The 15801-nt window shown below is 59.4% G+C and carries 11 protein-coding genes and 1 pseudogene; all 12 read right to left on the bottom strand.

All coding sequences use genetic code 11. From position 1 onward, the window contains the following. Positions 1-18: 18 nt before the first annotated feature. The 12 genes and pseudogenes from LT42_RS23055 to LT42_RS23000 all read right to left on the bottom strand — a co-directional run bounded on the left by LT42_RS23055 (position 19) and on the right by LT42_RS23000 (position 15730). Positions 19-3159, bottom strand: coding sequence for an efflux RND transporter permease subunit (locus LT42_RS23055; protein WP_052075383.1), 3141 nt, complete (start codon positions 3157-3159; stop codon positions 19-21). Then, positions 3156-4226, bottom strand: coding sequence for an efflux RND transporter periplasmic adaptor subunit (locus LT42_RS23050; protein WP_037018715.1), 1071 nt, complete (start codon positions 4224-4226; stop codon positions 3156-3158). Before LT42_RS23050 ends, LT42_RS23055 begins: the two co-directional genes overlap by 4 nt. Further along, a complete protein-coding gene (locus tag LT42_RS23045) occupies positions 4223-5362 on the bottom strand; it encodes an efflux RND transporter periplasmic adaptor subunit (RefSeq protein ID WP_052075382.1) in 1140 nt (379 codons plus the stop codon). The genes LT42_RS23050 and LT42_RS23045 overlap by 4 nt, the downstream gene beginning before the upstream one ends. Positions 5363-5684: 322 nt before the next feature. Further along, positions 5685-6209 carry a hypothetical protein gene (locus LT42_RS23040; RefSeq protein ID WP_037018711.1) on the bottom strand — a complete coding sequence of 175 codons (525 nt, stop codon included), beginning with the start codon at positions 6207-6209 and terminating at the stop codon, positions 5685-5687. A gap of 531 nt (positions 6210-6740) precedes the next feature. Then, positions 6741-7775, bottom strand: a complete 1035-nt coding sequence (locus LT42_RS23035) for an ABC transporter substrate-binding protein (RefSeq protein ID WP_037018709.1) — start codon at positions 7773-7775, stop codon at positions 6741-6743. 84 nt (positions 7776-7859) lie between these two features. Then, positions 7860-8726 (bottom strand): ABC transporter permease, encoded by an 867-nt coding sequence (locus LT42_RS23030; RefSeq protein WP_037018706.1) that lies wholly within the window; start codon positions 8724-8726, stop codon positions 7860-7862. A gap of 165 nt (positions 8727-8891) precedes the next feature. Then, positions 8892-9773 (bottom strand): ABC transporter ATP-binding protein, encoded by an 882-nt coding sequence (locus tag LT42_RS23025; RefSeq protein WP_037018704.1) that lies wholly within the window; start codon positions 9771-9773, stop codon positions 8892-8894. Positions 9774-9845: 72 nt separating this feature from the next. Continuing rightward, complete coding sequence (locus tag LT42_RS23020) at positions 9846-10739, bottom strand: TauD/TfdA dioxygenase family protein (protein WP_037018702.1); 894 nt, start codon at positions 10737-10739, stop codon at positions 9846-9848. A 329-nt stretch (positions 10740-11068) separates the two neighbouring features. Then, positions 11069-11857 (bottom strand): MetQ/NlpA family ABC transporter substrate-binding protein, encoded by a 789-nt coding sequence (locus LT42_RS23015; RefSeq protein ID WP_037018700.1) that lies wholly within the window; start codon positions 11855-11857, stop codon positions 11069-11071. 211 nt (positions 11858-12068) lie between these two features. Then, positions 12069-12884, bottom strand: a pseudogene (locus LT42_RS23010) (sigma 54-interacting transcriptional regulator); the annotation flags it as partial. A 132-nt stretch (positions 12885-13016) separates the two neighbouring features. Continuing rightward, positions 13017-13598: an alpha/beta hydrolase gene (locus tag LT42_RS23005; RefSeq protein WP_037019237.1), complete on the bottom strand. Its 582-nt coding sequence runs from the start codon at positions 13596-13598 to the stop codon at positions 13017-13019. A gap of 1061 nt (positions 13599-14659) precedes the next feature. Continuing rightward, positions 14660-15730, bottom strand: a complete 1071-nt coding sequence (locus LT42_RS23000; protein WP_037018697.1) for a fatty acid desaturase — start codon at positions 15728-15730, stop codon at positions 14660-14662. Between the last annotated feature and the right edge of the window lie 71 nt (positions 15731-15801).

Below are 15801 nucleotides of genomic sequence, written 5' to 3'. Positions count from 1 at the left end.
TCCGGCCCGCCTCATCACTTATTGAGCAGGCGTGGGGTTTTCGTCCCGACGGCCAGGATCATCTTCTTCAACCTTGCTCTGCTTATCCCGCTCAGCCTTTTGACGCTCTTCCTCGCTGGGCTCCTTGATTTTGTACCAGGCGACATACAGCGCCGGCAGGAACAGCAACGTCAGCAAGGTCGCGATGATGATGCCGCCGATCATTGCGTACGCCATAGGCCCCCAGAACACTTCGCGGGCGATGGGGATCATGCCCAGGCTTGCGGCCGCGGCGGTCAACAGGATTGGCCGACGACGGTGTTCGGTGGCTTCTGCCACCGCATCCCAGGGCAGATAACCCGCCGACTCGTATTCGTCGATCTGGGTCACCAGGATCACCGAGTTGCGGATGATGATGCCGATCAGCGCAAGGATGCCAAGGATCGCCACGAAGCCCATTGGCGTTCCGGTTGGCACCAGCGCCAACACCACGCCAATCAACCCCAGCGGCGCCACACTGGCGACGATGAACATCTTTTGCACGCTGTGCAGCTGGATCATCAGGAACGTCGCCATGAGGAAGATCATCAATGGCACAACCTTGGCGATCGGACCCTGCGCCTTGCCGCTCTCTTCCACCGTACCGCCCGTGGCAATTTTGTAGCCCACGGGCAGACCGGCGGCGAACTTATCGATCTCCGGCTTGAGCTCCTTGACCAAGTCGGTCGGCTGCATCTCGTCGCGCACAGCGGCTTTAAGCGTGATCGTGGGTTTACGATCACGGCGCCACACCAGCGGCTGCTCCAATTCATAGCGCACGTTGGCGAAGGCCAGCAGCGGAATCGACGTGCCCTGCGGCGTAACGATTTGGAGATTCTGCAGGGTTTCGGGCGAACCGCGTTCTGAGTCCACCGCACGCCCCACGACGTTAATCAGGTAGATGTCATCGCGCACCTGGGTCACAGAGGAGCCGGTCACGATGCTGTTCATCAGTTGCGCAACGTCTTCGGATGACAGGCCTAGCTGCCGCGCTTTGTCCTGATTGATGTCGATGCGCAGGACTTTGCCCGGCTCGTTCCAGTCGTAGATCATTTCGCCAATGTGCTGGTTCTTGTCCAGCAGCGTGGCAAGTTCGATAGCGTGCTGACGCACTTCATCAATGTTGTCGCCGCTGACCCGGTACTGGATCGGGCGCCCTACCGGTGGTCCCATTTCCAGCGCCTGAACGTAGGTGCCGATACCGACGAAGTCATCACGCAGACGCTTCTTCAGGCGCTCGGTCAACGCGCCGCGCTCTTCCAGCCCCTTGCTGACAATGACCAGCTGCGCGTAGTACGGGTTTTCCAGCTGTTGATCGAGCGGCAGGTAGAACCGCACCGCGCCTTCGCCGATGTAGGTACTCCAGCTGACGATGTCGGGATCGTCCTTGAGGGTCGCCTCAAGCTTGTCCACCGCGCGGCGCGTCTCGTTGATCGAGGCGTTCTGCGGCAGGTTGAGGTCAACCAGAATCTCGGGGCGGTCGGATGACGGGAAGAACTGATTTTGCACGAACCGCATGCAAAACAGAGACGTCGCGAATAGCAGAATGGTGATGATAATCGTCAGCCAGCGGTGACGCATGGCCCAGAACATCGAGCCGTTAAACGCCCGCGCAATGCGGCCGGGCTTGGCGTTCTCATCATGCTTTTTCACGTTTTCGCTGAGGATGTGCACGCCAATCACCGGGGCGAACAGCACCGCAACCACCCACGACACCAGCATGGCAACGGCGATGACCGCGAACAGCGTGAAGGTGTACTCCCCCGCCGAACTCGCGTTGAGGCCAATCGGCACGAAACCCGCCACCGTCACCAGCGTGCCGGTCAGCATCGGGAATGCCGTCGAGGTGTAGGCGTAGGTCGCGGCCTGGGCTTTGGTGTCGCCCTTTTCAAGCCGCGACACCATCATCTCCACCGTAATCATTGCGTCATCGACCAGCAGGCCGAGAGCGATGATCAAGGCGCCCAGCGAAATACGCTGCATGGTGATGCCGCTGTACTCCATGAAAACGAAGACCATCGCCAGCACCAGCGGGATCGAGCAGGCAACCACCAGCCCGGCGCGCATCCCTAGGCTGATGAAGCTGACGATCAGCACGATCACAACCGCCTCGAACAGCGCACTGGTAAAACCGCCCACGGCCTTCTCGACCACCTGTGCCTGATCGGAAACGACATGCACGCCCACGCCGATAGGCAGATCCGCGGTCGCCGCGTTCATCCGTTCATGCAGCTGTTTGCCGAATTCCTGGACGTTGCCACCCTTCTTCATGGCAATGGCCAGGCCGATGGCAGGCTTTCCATCGAAACGGAACAACGGCTTGGGCGGGTCGACGTAACCCCGGGTGATTTCGGCGATGTCACTCAAGCGATAGAAGCGATCGTTGAGACGCAGGTTGACGTTGGCCAAGTCTTTTTCTGAGGCGAACTGACCGGAAGTGCGCACCGAGATACGCTCCGGACCGGCCTCGATCACCCCGGCCGGCGTGACGGCGTTTTGCGATTGCAGACTCTGCACGACCTGACGTTGATCAAGGCCCAGCGCCGCCAGCTTGCGGGTGGAGAAATTCAGGTACAGCACTTCGTCCTGCTCACCGATCATTTCGACCTTGCCCAGCCCGGGCACGTCGCGGATCTGCACACGGACCTCTTCCACGTAATCGCGCAGCTGACGCAGTGTCAGGCCGTCCGAGGTGAAGGCGTAAATCGAACCGTAAACGTCCCCGAACTCGTCGTTAAAGGCCGGCCCCTGCAGGCCTTGAGGGAATTGCCCGCGGATGTCGTCGATCTTCTTGCGCACCTGATACCAGATGTCCGGAATTGCACCGGCGCTGGTGGTGTCGCGCAGGTAAACGAAAACCGTGGATTCGCCCGGTCGGGTGTAGCTTTTTACGTAGTCGAGGGAGTCGAGCTCTTCAAGCTTCTTCTCGATGCGGTCGGTGACCTGCTCTAGGGTCTCGTCCACGGTGGCGCCCGGCCAGCGAGTCTGTATGACCATGGTCTTGATAGTGAACGAAGGGTCTTCCTCGCGTCCCAGGTTCATGTAGGAAAACACGCCCATCAGCAGGCCGACGAACATCAGGTACCACACGAAAGACTGATGCTTGATCGCCCAATCGGAGAGGTTGAACGTCCCTTTCATCGCGGGCTTTCCTTATCGACTTTGATTTTCTGCCCCGGCTTGAGGCTGTTGACGCCCGCAGTGACGACGCGATCACCGTTGTTAACGCCGTCGGCCAGTACCACTGACCCGTTGCTGCGACTGATCACATTGACCGGGCGCGGCGAGACCGTCTGATTTTGCATGTCGATGATCCAGATCTGGGTCTTGCCATCGACTTCCTGCACTGCCGTGGCAGGCACCTCGATACGCGGCTTGACTGTGGAGCTGAGCGTGACGCTGATCGCGGTGCCCAAACGGAACGCCGCTGGCGTATCCGCCAGGGTCAAACGCGCGCGGCGGGTGCGGGTCGAACTTTCGGCCTGGGGCTCCAGTTCGCGAATGGTTGCGGTCGTGTTGATCTGCGGCTCAAGCTGGCTGGCAACAGTGAACACCACATCGCTGGGCAGTTGATCGCCCAGTTGCGACGGCAGGTCGATCACCGCCTCCTTGATGTCCGGGCGCGCAAGCGTCACCACCTGCTCACCGGCACTCACCACCTGCCCGGCCTCGACCTTCCACTCGGTGACGACGGCATCGTGGTCCGCGCGCAGCTCGCTGTAGCTCAGCTGATCCTTGGCCTGCTGCACAGCGGCCTTGGCCTGATCGTAGGAAGACTGGGAGGTCTTGAGGTCAGTCACCGCCACGTCCAGCGCAGCCTGGGCGCCAACCCCCCTGTCGAACAATTCCTGCTGGCGCCGGGCGTTGGCCTGGGCGTTGATGAGCTGCGCTTCGACACGCGCAAGGTCGCCTTGGGTCGAGCGCACCTGGTTTTGCTGATCGGTGGGGTCAAGCACGGCGAGCATGTCGCCCTTTTTCACTTGCGCGCCGACATCGACGTTGCGCTGCGCAATACGACCCGACACGCGGAAACCGAGGGTGCTTTCATAGCGCGCGGCAATGTTGCCGGCAAAACGACCCAGGCTCTCTTGCGCCTGGGGCTTCACCTCAATGAACAAGACCGGTCGAATCGGCTCGGGGGCGGGTTCTTCCTTACTGCAGGCGGTCAACAGCAGGCTTGCCAGCACTACCCCCGACAAACGCTTCATTGCGACGCTCCCGTTGGCTTCTGCGAGAGATCGGCATAAACGTCGGCGAGCTCCACTTGCATGTCCGGGTGCAGCAGCTGATTACCGGCAACGACCACTTTTTCACCATTTTTCAAACCATCGACGATGATGACTTTGCCTGTGAGATAACGCCCCACGGTCACGCCGCGCAGGCTGACTTTGTTGTCGGCGTTGACGACCCACACCGCAGGTTTGCCAAGCTGATCGCCCAGGCCTTTGGTCAGCGCCGACCATGGCAGCTCGACGCTGGTTTTGGCCGGAACGCTCAGGGCCGCGCTGACCACAGAGCCGAGGTCCATGCCTGGCGGCAGCGAAGTGAGGGCTATCTTGACTTGCAGCGTACCGGTCTGTGCCGACACGGCGGGGGTGACTTCGCGCACCTTGCCGGTGGCCTTGACGTTGGGATTGTCCAGCAGCGTGACGTCCACCGGCTGATCGGTGGGCGGGTTGACGAACAGTGATTCATAGACATTGAACACGGCGTCGCGCTCGCCATCCCGGGCGAGGCCGAAGATCGGCGCGGTCGCCTGTACGACTTGGCCAACCTCTGCCTGGCGCGCAGTAATGATGCCCGGCGCATCAGCGATCAAAGACGTGTAACTCAACTGCTCGCGGGCATTGGCCAGTTGCGCCTGGGCGGCTTTGAGCGAGCTCTGGCTGCCGCGCAGCTGGGCCTGCGCGGAATCGTATTCACTGCGGCTGGTGTAGCCCTTGGGCAAGAGCTTCTCCTGACGCACGAATGCGGCGGAGGTTTGCTTGACCCGCGCCTGCTCTGCGGCAACGGCCGCGACGGCTGAGTCGACGTTGGTCTGCAGGTCCTTGGGGTCGAGCTTGGCCAGTACTTGCCTGGCCGACACCCGATCGCCGACATCCACCATCCGTTGGATGATTTTCCCGCCCACGCGGAATGAAAGCTGCGTTTGCACCCGCGCCTGGATGTCGCCGGTCAGCGCAACATCGGCTGCGAAATCGGCGGTCTTTACCTCTTGCGCCTGCACACGGGCACGCACAGGCTCCTGCGGCTTTTCCTTGCCACAGCCGGCAAGAACAGTCAGGCACAGGCCGATAAAGAAAACGGTCGGTCGACCACGAAAAACAGGGGGTTGGGCGGGCATGCAAGCTCCTTGTGCCAATGCCGTGACGACACCGCGCCGCTGGACGCCGTTGCGATGTGCTCATGCGACTGTGAGCTTACATCAGGGTTCCTTGTGAGGTCAGAACTCTGCCTGAGCAATCTACGCCAGAGCGCGCTGGCACGCGATGAGAGGGTGGTGTTGGACAAAGCGCAGCGCTGCCAGATGGACCGGTCCAGCAGCACTGCCTGAAGCACTGAAGTGCCTCACCCATAAAACCCTTGCCTGTACACCAACTGTGTCGTTCTACCGACCAACAGCGTTACTACGCCCTTATGAACATTGGCTTGATCTCCCTTAACGATTAATCAGGGTCGATAATGACGCAGGAAACCTTCCCTGTTAAACCGTTATCGTATTTCGACCTCACAGGCACCATGCCAGGAATACCGGGGTTGTTATTGCCGTCAAAAAGTCCGTATATATAAGCATGACTCAGTGGCTGAGTCGTAATCCTGTATATATAAAAATCATCACCTTCCAAATCACCCGCATCGCAGTGTTTATCGTAAAAAGCAACCGTTCCCTTGATCCCGTTTGAGATTGAAAAGTACTGTACCTTATCGTTATCACACCCAGAGCTGCCCCCAAAGTCGACCCTCGTTTCACCGCTCGTGCTCACGGTAATGGTGCAGACTTCGGAGATCGGCGGGTCGAACACCCCACTCTGTTTGTAAAACAACCCCACTTGAAATGCCGCGTTTGACTCCGCTTTTGTCTTATATTCTGGTGGGAGCTTATTCATCGAACTTTCCGCCAGCGCGTATAAAGTAGTTGTCAACGCCACTACCGTCAACGCCGATAAAGTGACCCGCTTTGTTTTGCTCATGATAGGAATTCCTTTCCTTTGGCCGTCAGCGACCTGAACGTTGTTTTAACGCTTACTGGATTAACCGCATTCACAGTAAAACCTAGAAGGTGTTAATAAACAATGAAAAAGAGACTGTGATAAAGATTGATTTGAAATGAGCATCGTCAATATTATCGCAAAGCAGCGTGGGTCAAATCAGTCAGCAGGAACGCACTCTGATTTGCGACGAATATGAGTTTGTTAAATCAAATGGCTGACACATCGCATTCGCCGGGAACCGGCAGCGGAATCTGTATACTCGGTGGATCAGGGAGAAATCAGTAGGGGCTTCCTGCCGCTTCGCGCCAGATCGCGGGGCAAGCCACACTCCTACAGCTAATAGGCCAGACCGCTCCTGACGTATATCCGTTTGGCCCCAGCACCCAGCTTCTAGGTAGACGCAAATCTCCTGTAGGAGCAATCGGAGGTTACGACGGTCGCGAAGGGGGTGTCACTGACACACTGCCTCCTGTATCGGGCTGACTGAGGCTGGGCGTTGAGCATTGCGGATCAACTCCCCGCGCCACCGTGGGCTTCTTCAAAGAAGAAATCCTTCCAGCTGTCGGCCTTGTTCTTCAGCACGCCGAGTTCATGCAATTTTTCGGCGTAGATAAACGTACGCTGAGGCACAACGGTGAAGTCGATTTCAGGATCGGAGACGATCTTCTCCACCAGCGGCAACGGCAGCTTGGACTTCTCTACCTCAATGTAGGTCTTGGCCGCGGCAGGCTTGTCGGCCTTGATGATTTTCTCGGCCTCGGCCAGCGCGTCGTAAAACGCCTTGTAGGTCTTGGGGTTCTCGTCGTGGAATTTCTGAGTGGTGTACAGCACGTTGAACGTCGCCTGGCCCCCGAGCACGTCATACGAGCTCAGCACTTTATGCACGTTGGGGTTTTCCAGCTCCTGATACTGAAACGGCGGGCTGGAGAAGTGCGCGCTGATTTCAGAGCCGCCGGCGATCAGCGCCGAGGTCGCATCCGGGTGCGGCAGGCTGACCGAGATGTTGTCGAACTTCTTGAAGTTGTCGTTCCCGAACAGTTTCGCGGTCTCGATCTGCAACGTGCGCGACTGGAAACCCACCCCGGCTGCGGGAACTGCAATGCGGTCCTTATCGGTGAAGTCGTTGAGGGTCTTCACGTCAGGTTTGTTGCTGAGCAGGTAGTTGGGCATCGAGCCCAGCGAGGCGATGGCCTTGACGTTCTGCTTGCCCTTGGTCCTGTCCCAGATCGTCAGCATGGGCGGCACGCCCGCAGACACCACATCCAGCGCGCCAGCCAACAGCGCTTCGTTCATGGCCGTGGCGCCGGAAATGCTGTTCCAGTCGACCTTGATGTCCAGGCCCTGCTCTTTGCCATGCTTCTCGATCAGCTTTTGCTGCTGAACAACGTCCAGAATCAGATAGCCGATACCGAACTGCTGGGCGATGCTGATCTTGCCCTCGGCCTGGGCACCGCCACTCAACAAGGCGCCAGCGAGGCCCAGGGCAGCTGCGATGGCGGTGAGTTTCGGGCGTTTGAAGGGTCCAGCGGTCAGTGACAAATCCATACATTCCTCGCGATAAAGGCAAAAGCGTCGAAGGCCTCGTAGCCACTAGCTGTCACGAGGCGCCATTTTGTTCGGTGACTCGGATCAGCGCTGCATGCCCCATCGCTTGACGGTCAGGCGTTCCACATTGCTGAACAGCAGATTTTCCACGAGCAGCCCGATGATGATCACCGCCGCCAGGCCCGCGAAGACCTTGTCGGTGTACAGCTCATTGCGGTTCTGAAAGATGTACCAGCCCAGGCCGCCCTTGCCGGAAGAGGCGCCAAACACCAGCTCGGCGGCGATCAGAGTCCGCCAGGCGAATGCCCAGCCGATTTTCAGGCCTGCGAGAATCGAAGGCAGTGCGGCAGGGATGAGGATGTACCAGACAAACCGCAGGCCCTTGAGACCGTAATTGCGCCCGGCCATGCGCTGGGTTTCAGAGACGCCAAGAAACCCCGCATACGTATTGAGCGCCAGCGCCCAGAGCACCGAGTGCACCAGCACGAAGATCAGGCTGTTTTCGCCCAGGCCAAACCACAACAGGGACAAAGGCAGCAACGCGATGGCGGGCAGGGGGTTGAACATGGCCGTTAGCGTGCCGAGCAAGTCGCGGCCCAACTGCGTGGAGACGGCCAGTGTGGTGAGGCCAAACGCCAGGACAATGCCGATCAGGTAACCCTTGACCAACACCGTCAGGGATATCCAGACCTTGGCGGGCAACTCGCCGGTGGCGATGCCATCGATGAACGCCTGGGCGGTTTGCAGGAAACTCGGCAGCAGCAAATCGTTGCCCTGAATGCGCGCGGCGATTTCCCAGATGATCGCCAGCGCAACGAGGATCACGGCCTTGCGCACCCAGCTGACTTGCCATATGCGGTGAGCGAGGGGGATGTCCCGGGCCAGGTCTTCCTGGGTGAAAGGCTCCAGCGCGACTTCGTATTCTTCCCGGATGGGGGGTGAAAGGCTCATGGGTATGTCTCTTAAGTCGACGCTCCCTGTAGGAGCCGGCTTGCTGGCGAACGCGTCGGGTCCGACACCTTTTCGATGAATGACGGATGGGTTCGCCAGCAAGCCGGCTCCTACAGAGATATGTCCAATTCGTGCGGCCGGCAGTGGATGCCGTCGGCAGCGCTGTTAATAGGCAATGCGAACGTCTTGAAACCGAAGATCAGGCTCGACCGCCGGCGCTTCGCCTTCGTCGAACAACAGCCGGTGGATTCGCTGCGCAGACGCCTGAAACTCGACGCCCCCGAGGCTTTTCAAGTTGTATTGATGGCTGTTGATCTCGGCACGCACACGCCCGGGGTGTGGCGACAGCAACAGAATCCGGTTACCCACCACCAGTGCTTCCTCAATGGAGTGCGTCACGAACAGCAGCGTAAAGCGCACCTCTTCCCACAACTCCAGAAGCTCTTCCTGCATCTTGCGGCGGGTCAATGCATCAAGCGCGGCAAACGGTTCGTCCATCAACAGAATTTTGGGCTGCATCGCCAGCGCTCTGGCGATCGCCACGCGCGCCTTCATGCCACCCGACAAAGTATGCGGATAGGCATCGGCGAAGGCACTCAAGCCGACTTTCACCAGGTAATGCCGTGCACGCTCCTCGGCCTCACGACGCTTGAGCGTGCGCGAGGCCAGCAGTGGAAACATGACGTTCTGAATCACCGTCTTCCATGGCGGCAGTTGATCAAACTCCTGAAACACCACGATTCGGTCCGGCCCCGGCTCCTTCACCCGTTGGCCGGCCAGACGAATCTGACCTTCACTGGGCTGGATGAACCCGGCCACGGCCTTGAGCAGCGTAGATTTGCCGCAACCTGAAGGGCCGAGCAGGACAAATCGATCGGCCGGATCGATTTCAAAGCTGACTTGATGAGTGGCCCGCACCACGCGTTCCGGCGTGCGGTATTCAAGGCTGACGCCCTGTACTTGCAACAGCGCTTCAGCGGTAGGCTGATTGGCCTGTTGCGCGTTCAAGTGATCGCTAGCCGTGTGGCTTTGCAGAGCAGCGTTCATGCAGCGGAGCTCCTTGGCAGGGCAGCCGGAATTATCAGGTGAACCCGGGCGATGATCCCGGCGCGGTGCGTATCAGAAAGGCGCATCGCCCTGGATAGTGGTGCGGTGCAGACGACGGCGCAGGTGATCGGGCGTGCCGCCGGCGAGATGGATCAGGGAGCGGTTGTCCCAGAACACCATGTCGTTTTCCTGCCACTTGTGGCGGTAGACGCCTTCCGGGCGAACGCTGTGGGCATACAGCTCGGTGAGAATGGCCTGGCTCTCGTCTTCTGGCAGGCCGACGATATGAGTGGTGAACCCCTCACTGACGAACAACGCCTTGCGGCCGTTCTCCGGGTGAGTGCGCACGATCGGATGGCTGACCACGGCGACCTGCGCCAGTTGCTCGGCGCTGAGCGTGGGACGCCAGTTTTCGGCGTTGCGGCCATGGCTATAGCGAGCCGTGTAACTGTGCACGGCATTGCGCCCTTCAACCGCTTTGCGCAGATGCTCGGGCAGCGTGTCCCATGCCAGATGCATGTCGGCGAACAAGGTGTCGCCGCCCTCGCTTGGCAGCTCCTGGGCGTAGAGCATGGACCCAAGGCTTGGCAGCTCTTTGTAGGACAAGTCCGAATGCCAATACTTACCGGCATCGCCCAGCCCGACAGGCTGACCGTTTTCCACGATATTGGAGACGATCAGAATCTCTGGATGATTGGCGAGCAAGAACTGCTTCAGCACGTGGATCTGCAGCACGCCGAACCGGCGACTGAAATCGATCTGCTGCTGCGGGGTGATGCGCTGATCACGGAAAACCACCACGTGGTAATCCAGGTGCGCTTGGTGGACGCGGGCAAAATCGGCGTCGTCGAGCGGGCGGGACAGATCCAGACCGACGATTTCCGCGCCCACCTTTTCGGCGAATGGACGCACATCGAACTGCTGGCCGGGAGCTTGCGCGGACGAAGCGTGGGAGGCTGCTGGCATGAGAACTCCGACTCCATAAAAGCCTGACCACGAAGGCGTAGCCAGAAAGCATCTGTAAGGAGGGAGAACTTTAAAGCTATAAGAAGCGAAGTTTAAATATCGTTACAGCATATGCATAGCGCCGAAAGACCTAGGCACCCGCGTCCGCCCTCAGCCGTTCTGCGTGCAGCGGCTTGCGCCAGGCGGCTTGCCGAATCCGTAAGCCGAAACGAAAAACGCGCTGGCCCGCCGAGCCCTGGTGCCGATGACTGTTGGTCAGGGCAGGAGGGAAACGGCAAGCCAGCGCGTTTCAAGTCTGAGCGCGTGGCAAGCAAGCGTTCAGAGGATTATCAGAACGCCGGCAGTACCGCGCCGTCGTACTTCTTGTTGATGAAGTCTTTGACCTGCTGGCTGGTCAGCGCTTTGGACAGCTTCTCGATTGCGTCGGTGTGAGCGTTATCGGTGCGAGTCACCAGATAGTTCACGTACGGCGAGTCGGAGCCTTCGAGAATCAGCGCATCCTTTTTAGGGCTGAGCTTGGCTTCCAGCGCGTAGTTGGTGTTGATCAGATCCAGGTCAACCTGATCCAGCGCGCGCGGCAGCAAGGCCGACTCAAGCTCGCGGAACTTCAGTTTTTTCGGATTGGTAGCAATGTCCTTTGGTGTCGACAAGGCATTGGTCGGGTCTTTCAGGGTGATCAGGCCGTTTTTCTGCAGCAACAGCAGGGCGCGACCGGCATTGCTGCCTTCGTTAGGGATGGCAACGGTGGCGCCTTCAGGAATCTGGTCGATGGATTTCCACTTTTTCGAGTAGCCGCCGAACGGTTCGACGTGTACGCCCACGCCGGTCACCAAGGTTGCACCCTTGCCCTTGTTGAAGCCATCCAGGTAAGGCTTGGTCTGGAAGTAGTTGGCGTCAAGACGCTTCTCGTTCAGTTGCACGTTGGGCTGCACGTAGTCAGTGAAGACCTTGATCTGCAGGTCAACGCCTTCTTTGGCCAGTTCCGGCTTGATCAGCTCAAGGATTTCAGCGTGCGGAACAGCGGTGGCGCCCACCACAAGCTTTTCGGCAGCCTGGGCTGCGCTGATGCCGAGGGAGAGAGCAGCTGCCAGTGCGGTGAACAAAAACGTCTTCTTCATGCGATGTCCTTAGAGAAATCGGGTCGCCTCGTGGGCAACTTTGTTTTCGGTCTGCCGCAGGATCGACCCCGGGCAGGGTGGCGGCTGATGCGGACAGTACCGAGATTATTTATTCCGAGACAATACTTTTTAGTCGGATGGTTATGCTTTTTTGATCTCAATAGGCGTTTTGCCACTTCACAACGGTGGGCAGGGACAAGCGCTAGCGGGCCGGCAGATTCAAATGCTCCGGCAGGATTTCCACACCGCTGCTGACCAGTAACGCAAAGTGGATGACGTTCTCCAGCTCACGCGTGTTACCTGGCCAGTAATGCGCTTCGAGCACGCGCTGTGCGTCTTCGCTGATCAGGGGCACCTGAAAATCGAAACGCTGGCTGTAGATGCCCAGGAAATACTCGGCCAGGGGCAGGATATTGCCGGGCTGTTCGCGAAGTGCCGGCAGGTCGAGGCGGCCTTCATTCAAGTAGCGGTACAACCGCTCATGGAATTTACCGGCGGCGACTGCCAGACGCAGATCGATGCTGGTCGCCGCGACCAGCCTGACGTCGACCGGGCTCGGCTGCGTGGCGCCCACGCGGGTCACTTCATGGTTTTCCAGCGCTGCCAGCAATTTGTTCTGGATTGTCATGGGCAGATCGGCGATTTCATCCAGGTACAACGTGCCGCCGGTGGCCGAGCCAAACCAGCCGGCCCGACTGCTCGCCGAGCCGCTGTGCGCACCCGCGGCATAGCCGAAGAGCTCCGCCTCTGCGTAGGTCGAGCTGATCGCACCGCAGTTGACCGACACGAACAAACCGGAGCGATCACTGCCGCGATGAATATGACGCGCCAGCAATTCCTTGCCGGTGCCGGACTCGCCGCGAATCAACACGGGTAAGTCCAAGGGCGCCAAAAGCTCCATCTCTTCGCGCAACTGCCGCGACCTTGGGTCAATGAACACCAATGCCTTGGCGCGGATGCTCAAAGGGCTTTTTTCAGCGTCAGGGAAGGTCAGCAAGGGATTGTTCGAGATGTCGGAAAGGCTCATGGCAGGCTCCCGCCCCGGCCATTGGATGACCCGAGCGTTTAAAAAAAGGCCGCAGCGCCTCTCGGTTCACTGCGGCGAAAATGATCGTGAGAAAAGCCGGCTCATGCGCAATTGCAGGTGCGCGTGCTGTGCTCATGCGCGGCGGCGGGTGAGTTGCTCGATTCGTCCTTGCAGTCGGTACAGGTAAGCGAATCCCTGCTCCCAACGCTGGTGGCCGGACTTCACATTGATGTGGCCAGCGCCGCTGAGAATGCCGATCTCGGCGCCCCAGTTGCGGGCCATTTCCATAGCGCGCAATGCGCTGACGGCAGAGTCATTGTCGGAGCTGACCACTTGCGTCGGAAACGGCAGCAAGTGCTCTGGGATTGGCGAAAAATTGCGGATGGCAGGCGGGCAATTCGGCCGTTCGACGTCAGCGGGAGCGACCAGCAATGCCCCACGCACCTGGCGAAGGCTGTCCAGCGGTGCCAACTGCGCCCAATGCGCGACGGCCACGCATCCCAGGCTGTGAGCGATGAGAATCACCGGTGTGCTCTCGGAAGCAATGGCGCGTTGGAGCTCTCCGATCCAGTCCTCTCGGCGAGGCTTGAGCCAGTCGGCCTGCTCAACCCGTACGCTGTTGGGCAAGCTGTTCTGCCAGTGAGTTTGCCAATGGTCATCGGCAGATCCTTGCCAGCCTGGCACGATCAGGTAACGGATCGATTCGTTCTGCATGGCCTTCGCCTCCTGCATGTTGCGTTCATGGGGCGAGTATAGGGATGGGATATATATTCGAAAAAGAATAAGACGCTATTTATTAATAGCTTGAAAATATATGAATGCCCATGACTCGGCAAAAAAGAGGGCCACCCCCTGCCTTAAAGGGGTGACCCTGATAATCACGCTGTCTGCCCCCGGCTCGCCAGGGATGAGCAGAGCTTACGGCGCAGTTGTTACAGAATTTTTATCCGCCGACGTTTTCCTGCGAGCAGTGCGACAAGCCGGTTTCGCGGGCAAGCCGGCTATAGGGTGGCCGGGAATGGTCTCACCATCAGGCGCAGAACCTGTAGGAGCGCGCTTGCCCGCGAAGACGTCGGTACGAACCACACACTTATGCCAGATTCACGCCTTTTCGCGGGCAAGCGCGCTCCTACAGGTGCTCAGCGTCTGGCTTGGGAAGAGTGATGCCGCCGGCAAATCTGCGCAGCTGCTGCGCTCACCACATCAATACAGCCGGACACCATCTGCAGGAGCGCGCTTGCCCGCGAAGACGACGGTACGACCGACACATCTATGCCGGTTTGACGCCTTTTCGCGGGCAAGCGCGCTCCTACATTTGCTCAGCGCCTGGCTTGGGAAGAGTGCTGCCGCCCGCAAATCTGCGCAGCTGCCGCGCTCACCGCGTCAATACAGCCGGACACCATCTGTAGGAGCGCGCTTGCCCGCGAAGACGTCGGTACGACCGACACATCTATGCCGGTTTGACGCCTTTTCGCGGGCAAGCGCGCTCCTCAGGTGCTCAGCGCCTGGCTTGGGAAGAGTGCTGCCGCCCGCAAATCTGCGCAGCTGCCGCGCTCACCGCGTCAATACAGCCGGACACCATCTGTGGAGCGCGCTTGCCCGCGAAGACGTCGGTACGAACGACACATTTACGCCGGATTCACGCCTTTTCGCGGGCAAGCGCGCTCCTACAGGTGCTCAGCGCCTGGTTTGGATGGAACGTCGCGGTTTCCCGCGCGCGCTACATCTGCGCAGCCGCCAAGAGGCCATGTGCGGCAGGCGTCGATGAGGCGAGGTCAACTGCGCACGGGGTCCGGCATGGCTGCTCTTTCCTGCCGCCGTTCAAATCGGTTGGCCCGGCCGAATGTGCCAAAATCATTGAAGCGCACACCCATCTCGGCCATTACTTTGTGCGCAACAGGCGCCGTCATCTGGCGAATGTAAAACGGCTCTTTTACTACGAAGTGATGAATGCCGTGGGTGCTGCCAAAGTTGAAACAGAACGCCTGCATGGGCCACATCCACCATGGATTGAGCACCTGGGTCTGCTGCATCACATTGCCCGGCTCGAGGTCACCGTAGTAATGCATGTTTGAACTGACGAAATGCAGGCAGAACGTGCGCAACACGTTCGGCCCAACGAGCACCACGACCGCGACATCGATGACCTGCATCACCGCCAGCGTGTTCGCCGACCAATCAATCGAGCTGCCCGATAACGCAGCAATTCCGTTCGCGGCATGAAACCCCAGAAACACGTACCACGCGCCCCAGTTGAGCAGCGCCAGCGGCGCGTAGACCCGCAGAGTCCGCCTGAGAATGCTGAATTTATGCGCGAATGTTTTCGCTCGCAGCATGCGGATCACCGAGGACATGACGTTATCACCAACCATCAGCAATCGCGCCAGCCCCCACGGCTCACCGTTGGTGATGGCCCGCTCCTCCAGGTCGGCTTCGGTGCCGGAGACTTTGTGATGGTTGAGGTGCAGGTGCCGACGGATCCAGGGGTTGATGGTGCTCGGCCGTGCCATCCAGACCAGCGCCAGCATGAGGTTATGCGGCACGCGGCGTTTGCGGAAATACATGCTGTGGATCAGGTCATGTTCCAGTTCGTGGGTCAGCGACGCGAAGAACGCATTGAGCAGCACACAGACCCACCACGCCATATGACCCTGAAGATAGAGCGTTGCGCTGCCGACCATGCCCGCCAATGCGAACAGCAGAATGCCGGCGCCGATAGCGTCCTGGTGCTGCAGCACCGGGTAGCGCTCGCGCAGTGAGGCACCATGGGCTGAAACCACCGCACGAATGTGCGCCGATCGTTGTTGTGCATTCAGTCCGGCAGCACTTGCAGAAGTGTCGTGCATGCTTCCATTCTCCGGTTTCAGGGTAAAAAGCGTGACGCCACTGTGCCGCTTCGGGCAGATCCCCGCCTGAC

The sequence above is a fragment of the Pseudomonas lutea genome (genome assembly GCF_000759445.1).
In the GTDB taxonomy this organism is placed as follows: Bacteria; Pseudomonadota; Gammaproteobacteria; order Pseudomonadales; family Pseudomonadaceae; genus Aquipseudomonas; species Aquipseudomonas lutea.
This window is presented reverse-complemented; position numbering and strand designations above follow the sequence as displayed.

Bases quoted from the DNA above. Each gene is read 5' to 3' on its own strand.
- LT42_RS23055 (WP_052075383.1), bottom strand. From the start codon at position 3,159: ATGAAAGGGACGTTCAACCTCTCCGATTGGGCGATCAAGCATCAGTCT.
- LT42_RS23050 (WP_037018715.1), bottom strand. From the start codon at position 4,226: ATGAAGCGTTTGTCGGGGGTAGTGCTGGCAAGCCTGCTGTTGACCGCC.
- LT42_RS23045 (WP_052075382.1), bottom strand. From the start codon at position 5,362: ATGCCCGCCCAACCCCCTGTTTTTCGTGGTCGACCGACCGTTTTCTTT.
- LT42_RS23040 (WP_037018711.1), bottom strand. From the start codon at position 6,209: ATGAGCAAAACAAAGCGGGTCACTTTATCGGCGTTGACGGTAGTGGCG.
- LT42_RS23035 (WP_037018709.1), bottom strand. From the start codon at position 7,775: ATGGATTTGTCACTGACCGCTGGACCCTTCAAACGCCCGAAACTCACC.
- LT42_RS23030 (WP_037018706.1), bottom strand. From the start codon at position 8,726: ATGAGCCTTTCACCCCCCATCCGGGAAGAATACGAAGTCGCGCTGGAG.
- LT42_RS23025 (WP_037018704.1), bottom strand. From the start codon at position 9,773: ATGAACGCTGCTCTGCAAAGCCACACGGCTAGCGATCACTTGAACGCG.
- LT42_RS23020 (WP_037018702.1), bottom strand. From the start codon at position 10,739: ATGCCAGCAGCCTCCCACGCTTCGTCCGCGCAAGCTCCCGGCCAGCAG.
- LT42_RS23015 (WP_037018700.1), bottom strand. From the start codon at position 11,857: ATGAAGAAGACGTTTTTGTTCACCGCACTGGCAGCTGCTCTCTCCCTC.
- LT42_RS23005 (WP_037019237.1), bottom strand. From the start codon at position 13,598: ATGCAGAACGAATCGATCCGTTACCTGATCGTGCCAGGCTGGCAAGGA.
- LT42_RS23000 (WP_037018697.1), bottom strand. From the start codon at position 15,730: ATGCACGACACTTCTGCAAGTGCTGCCGGACTGAATGCACAACAACGA.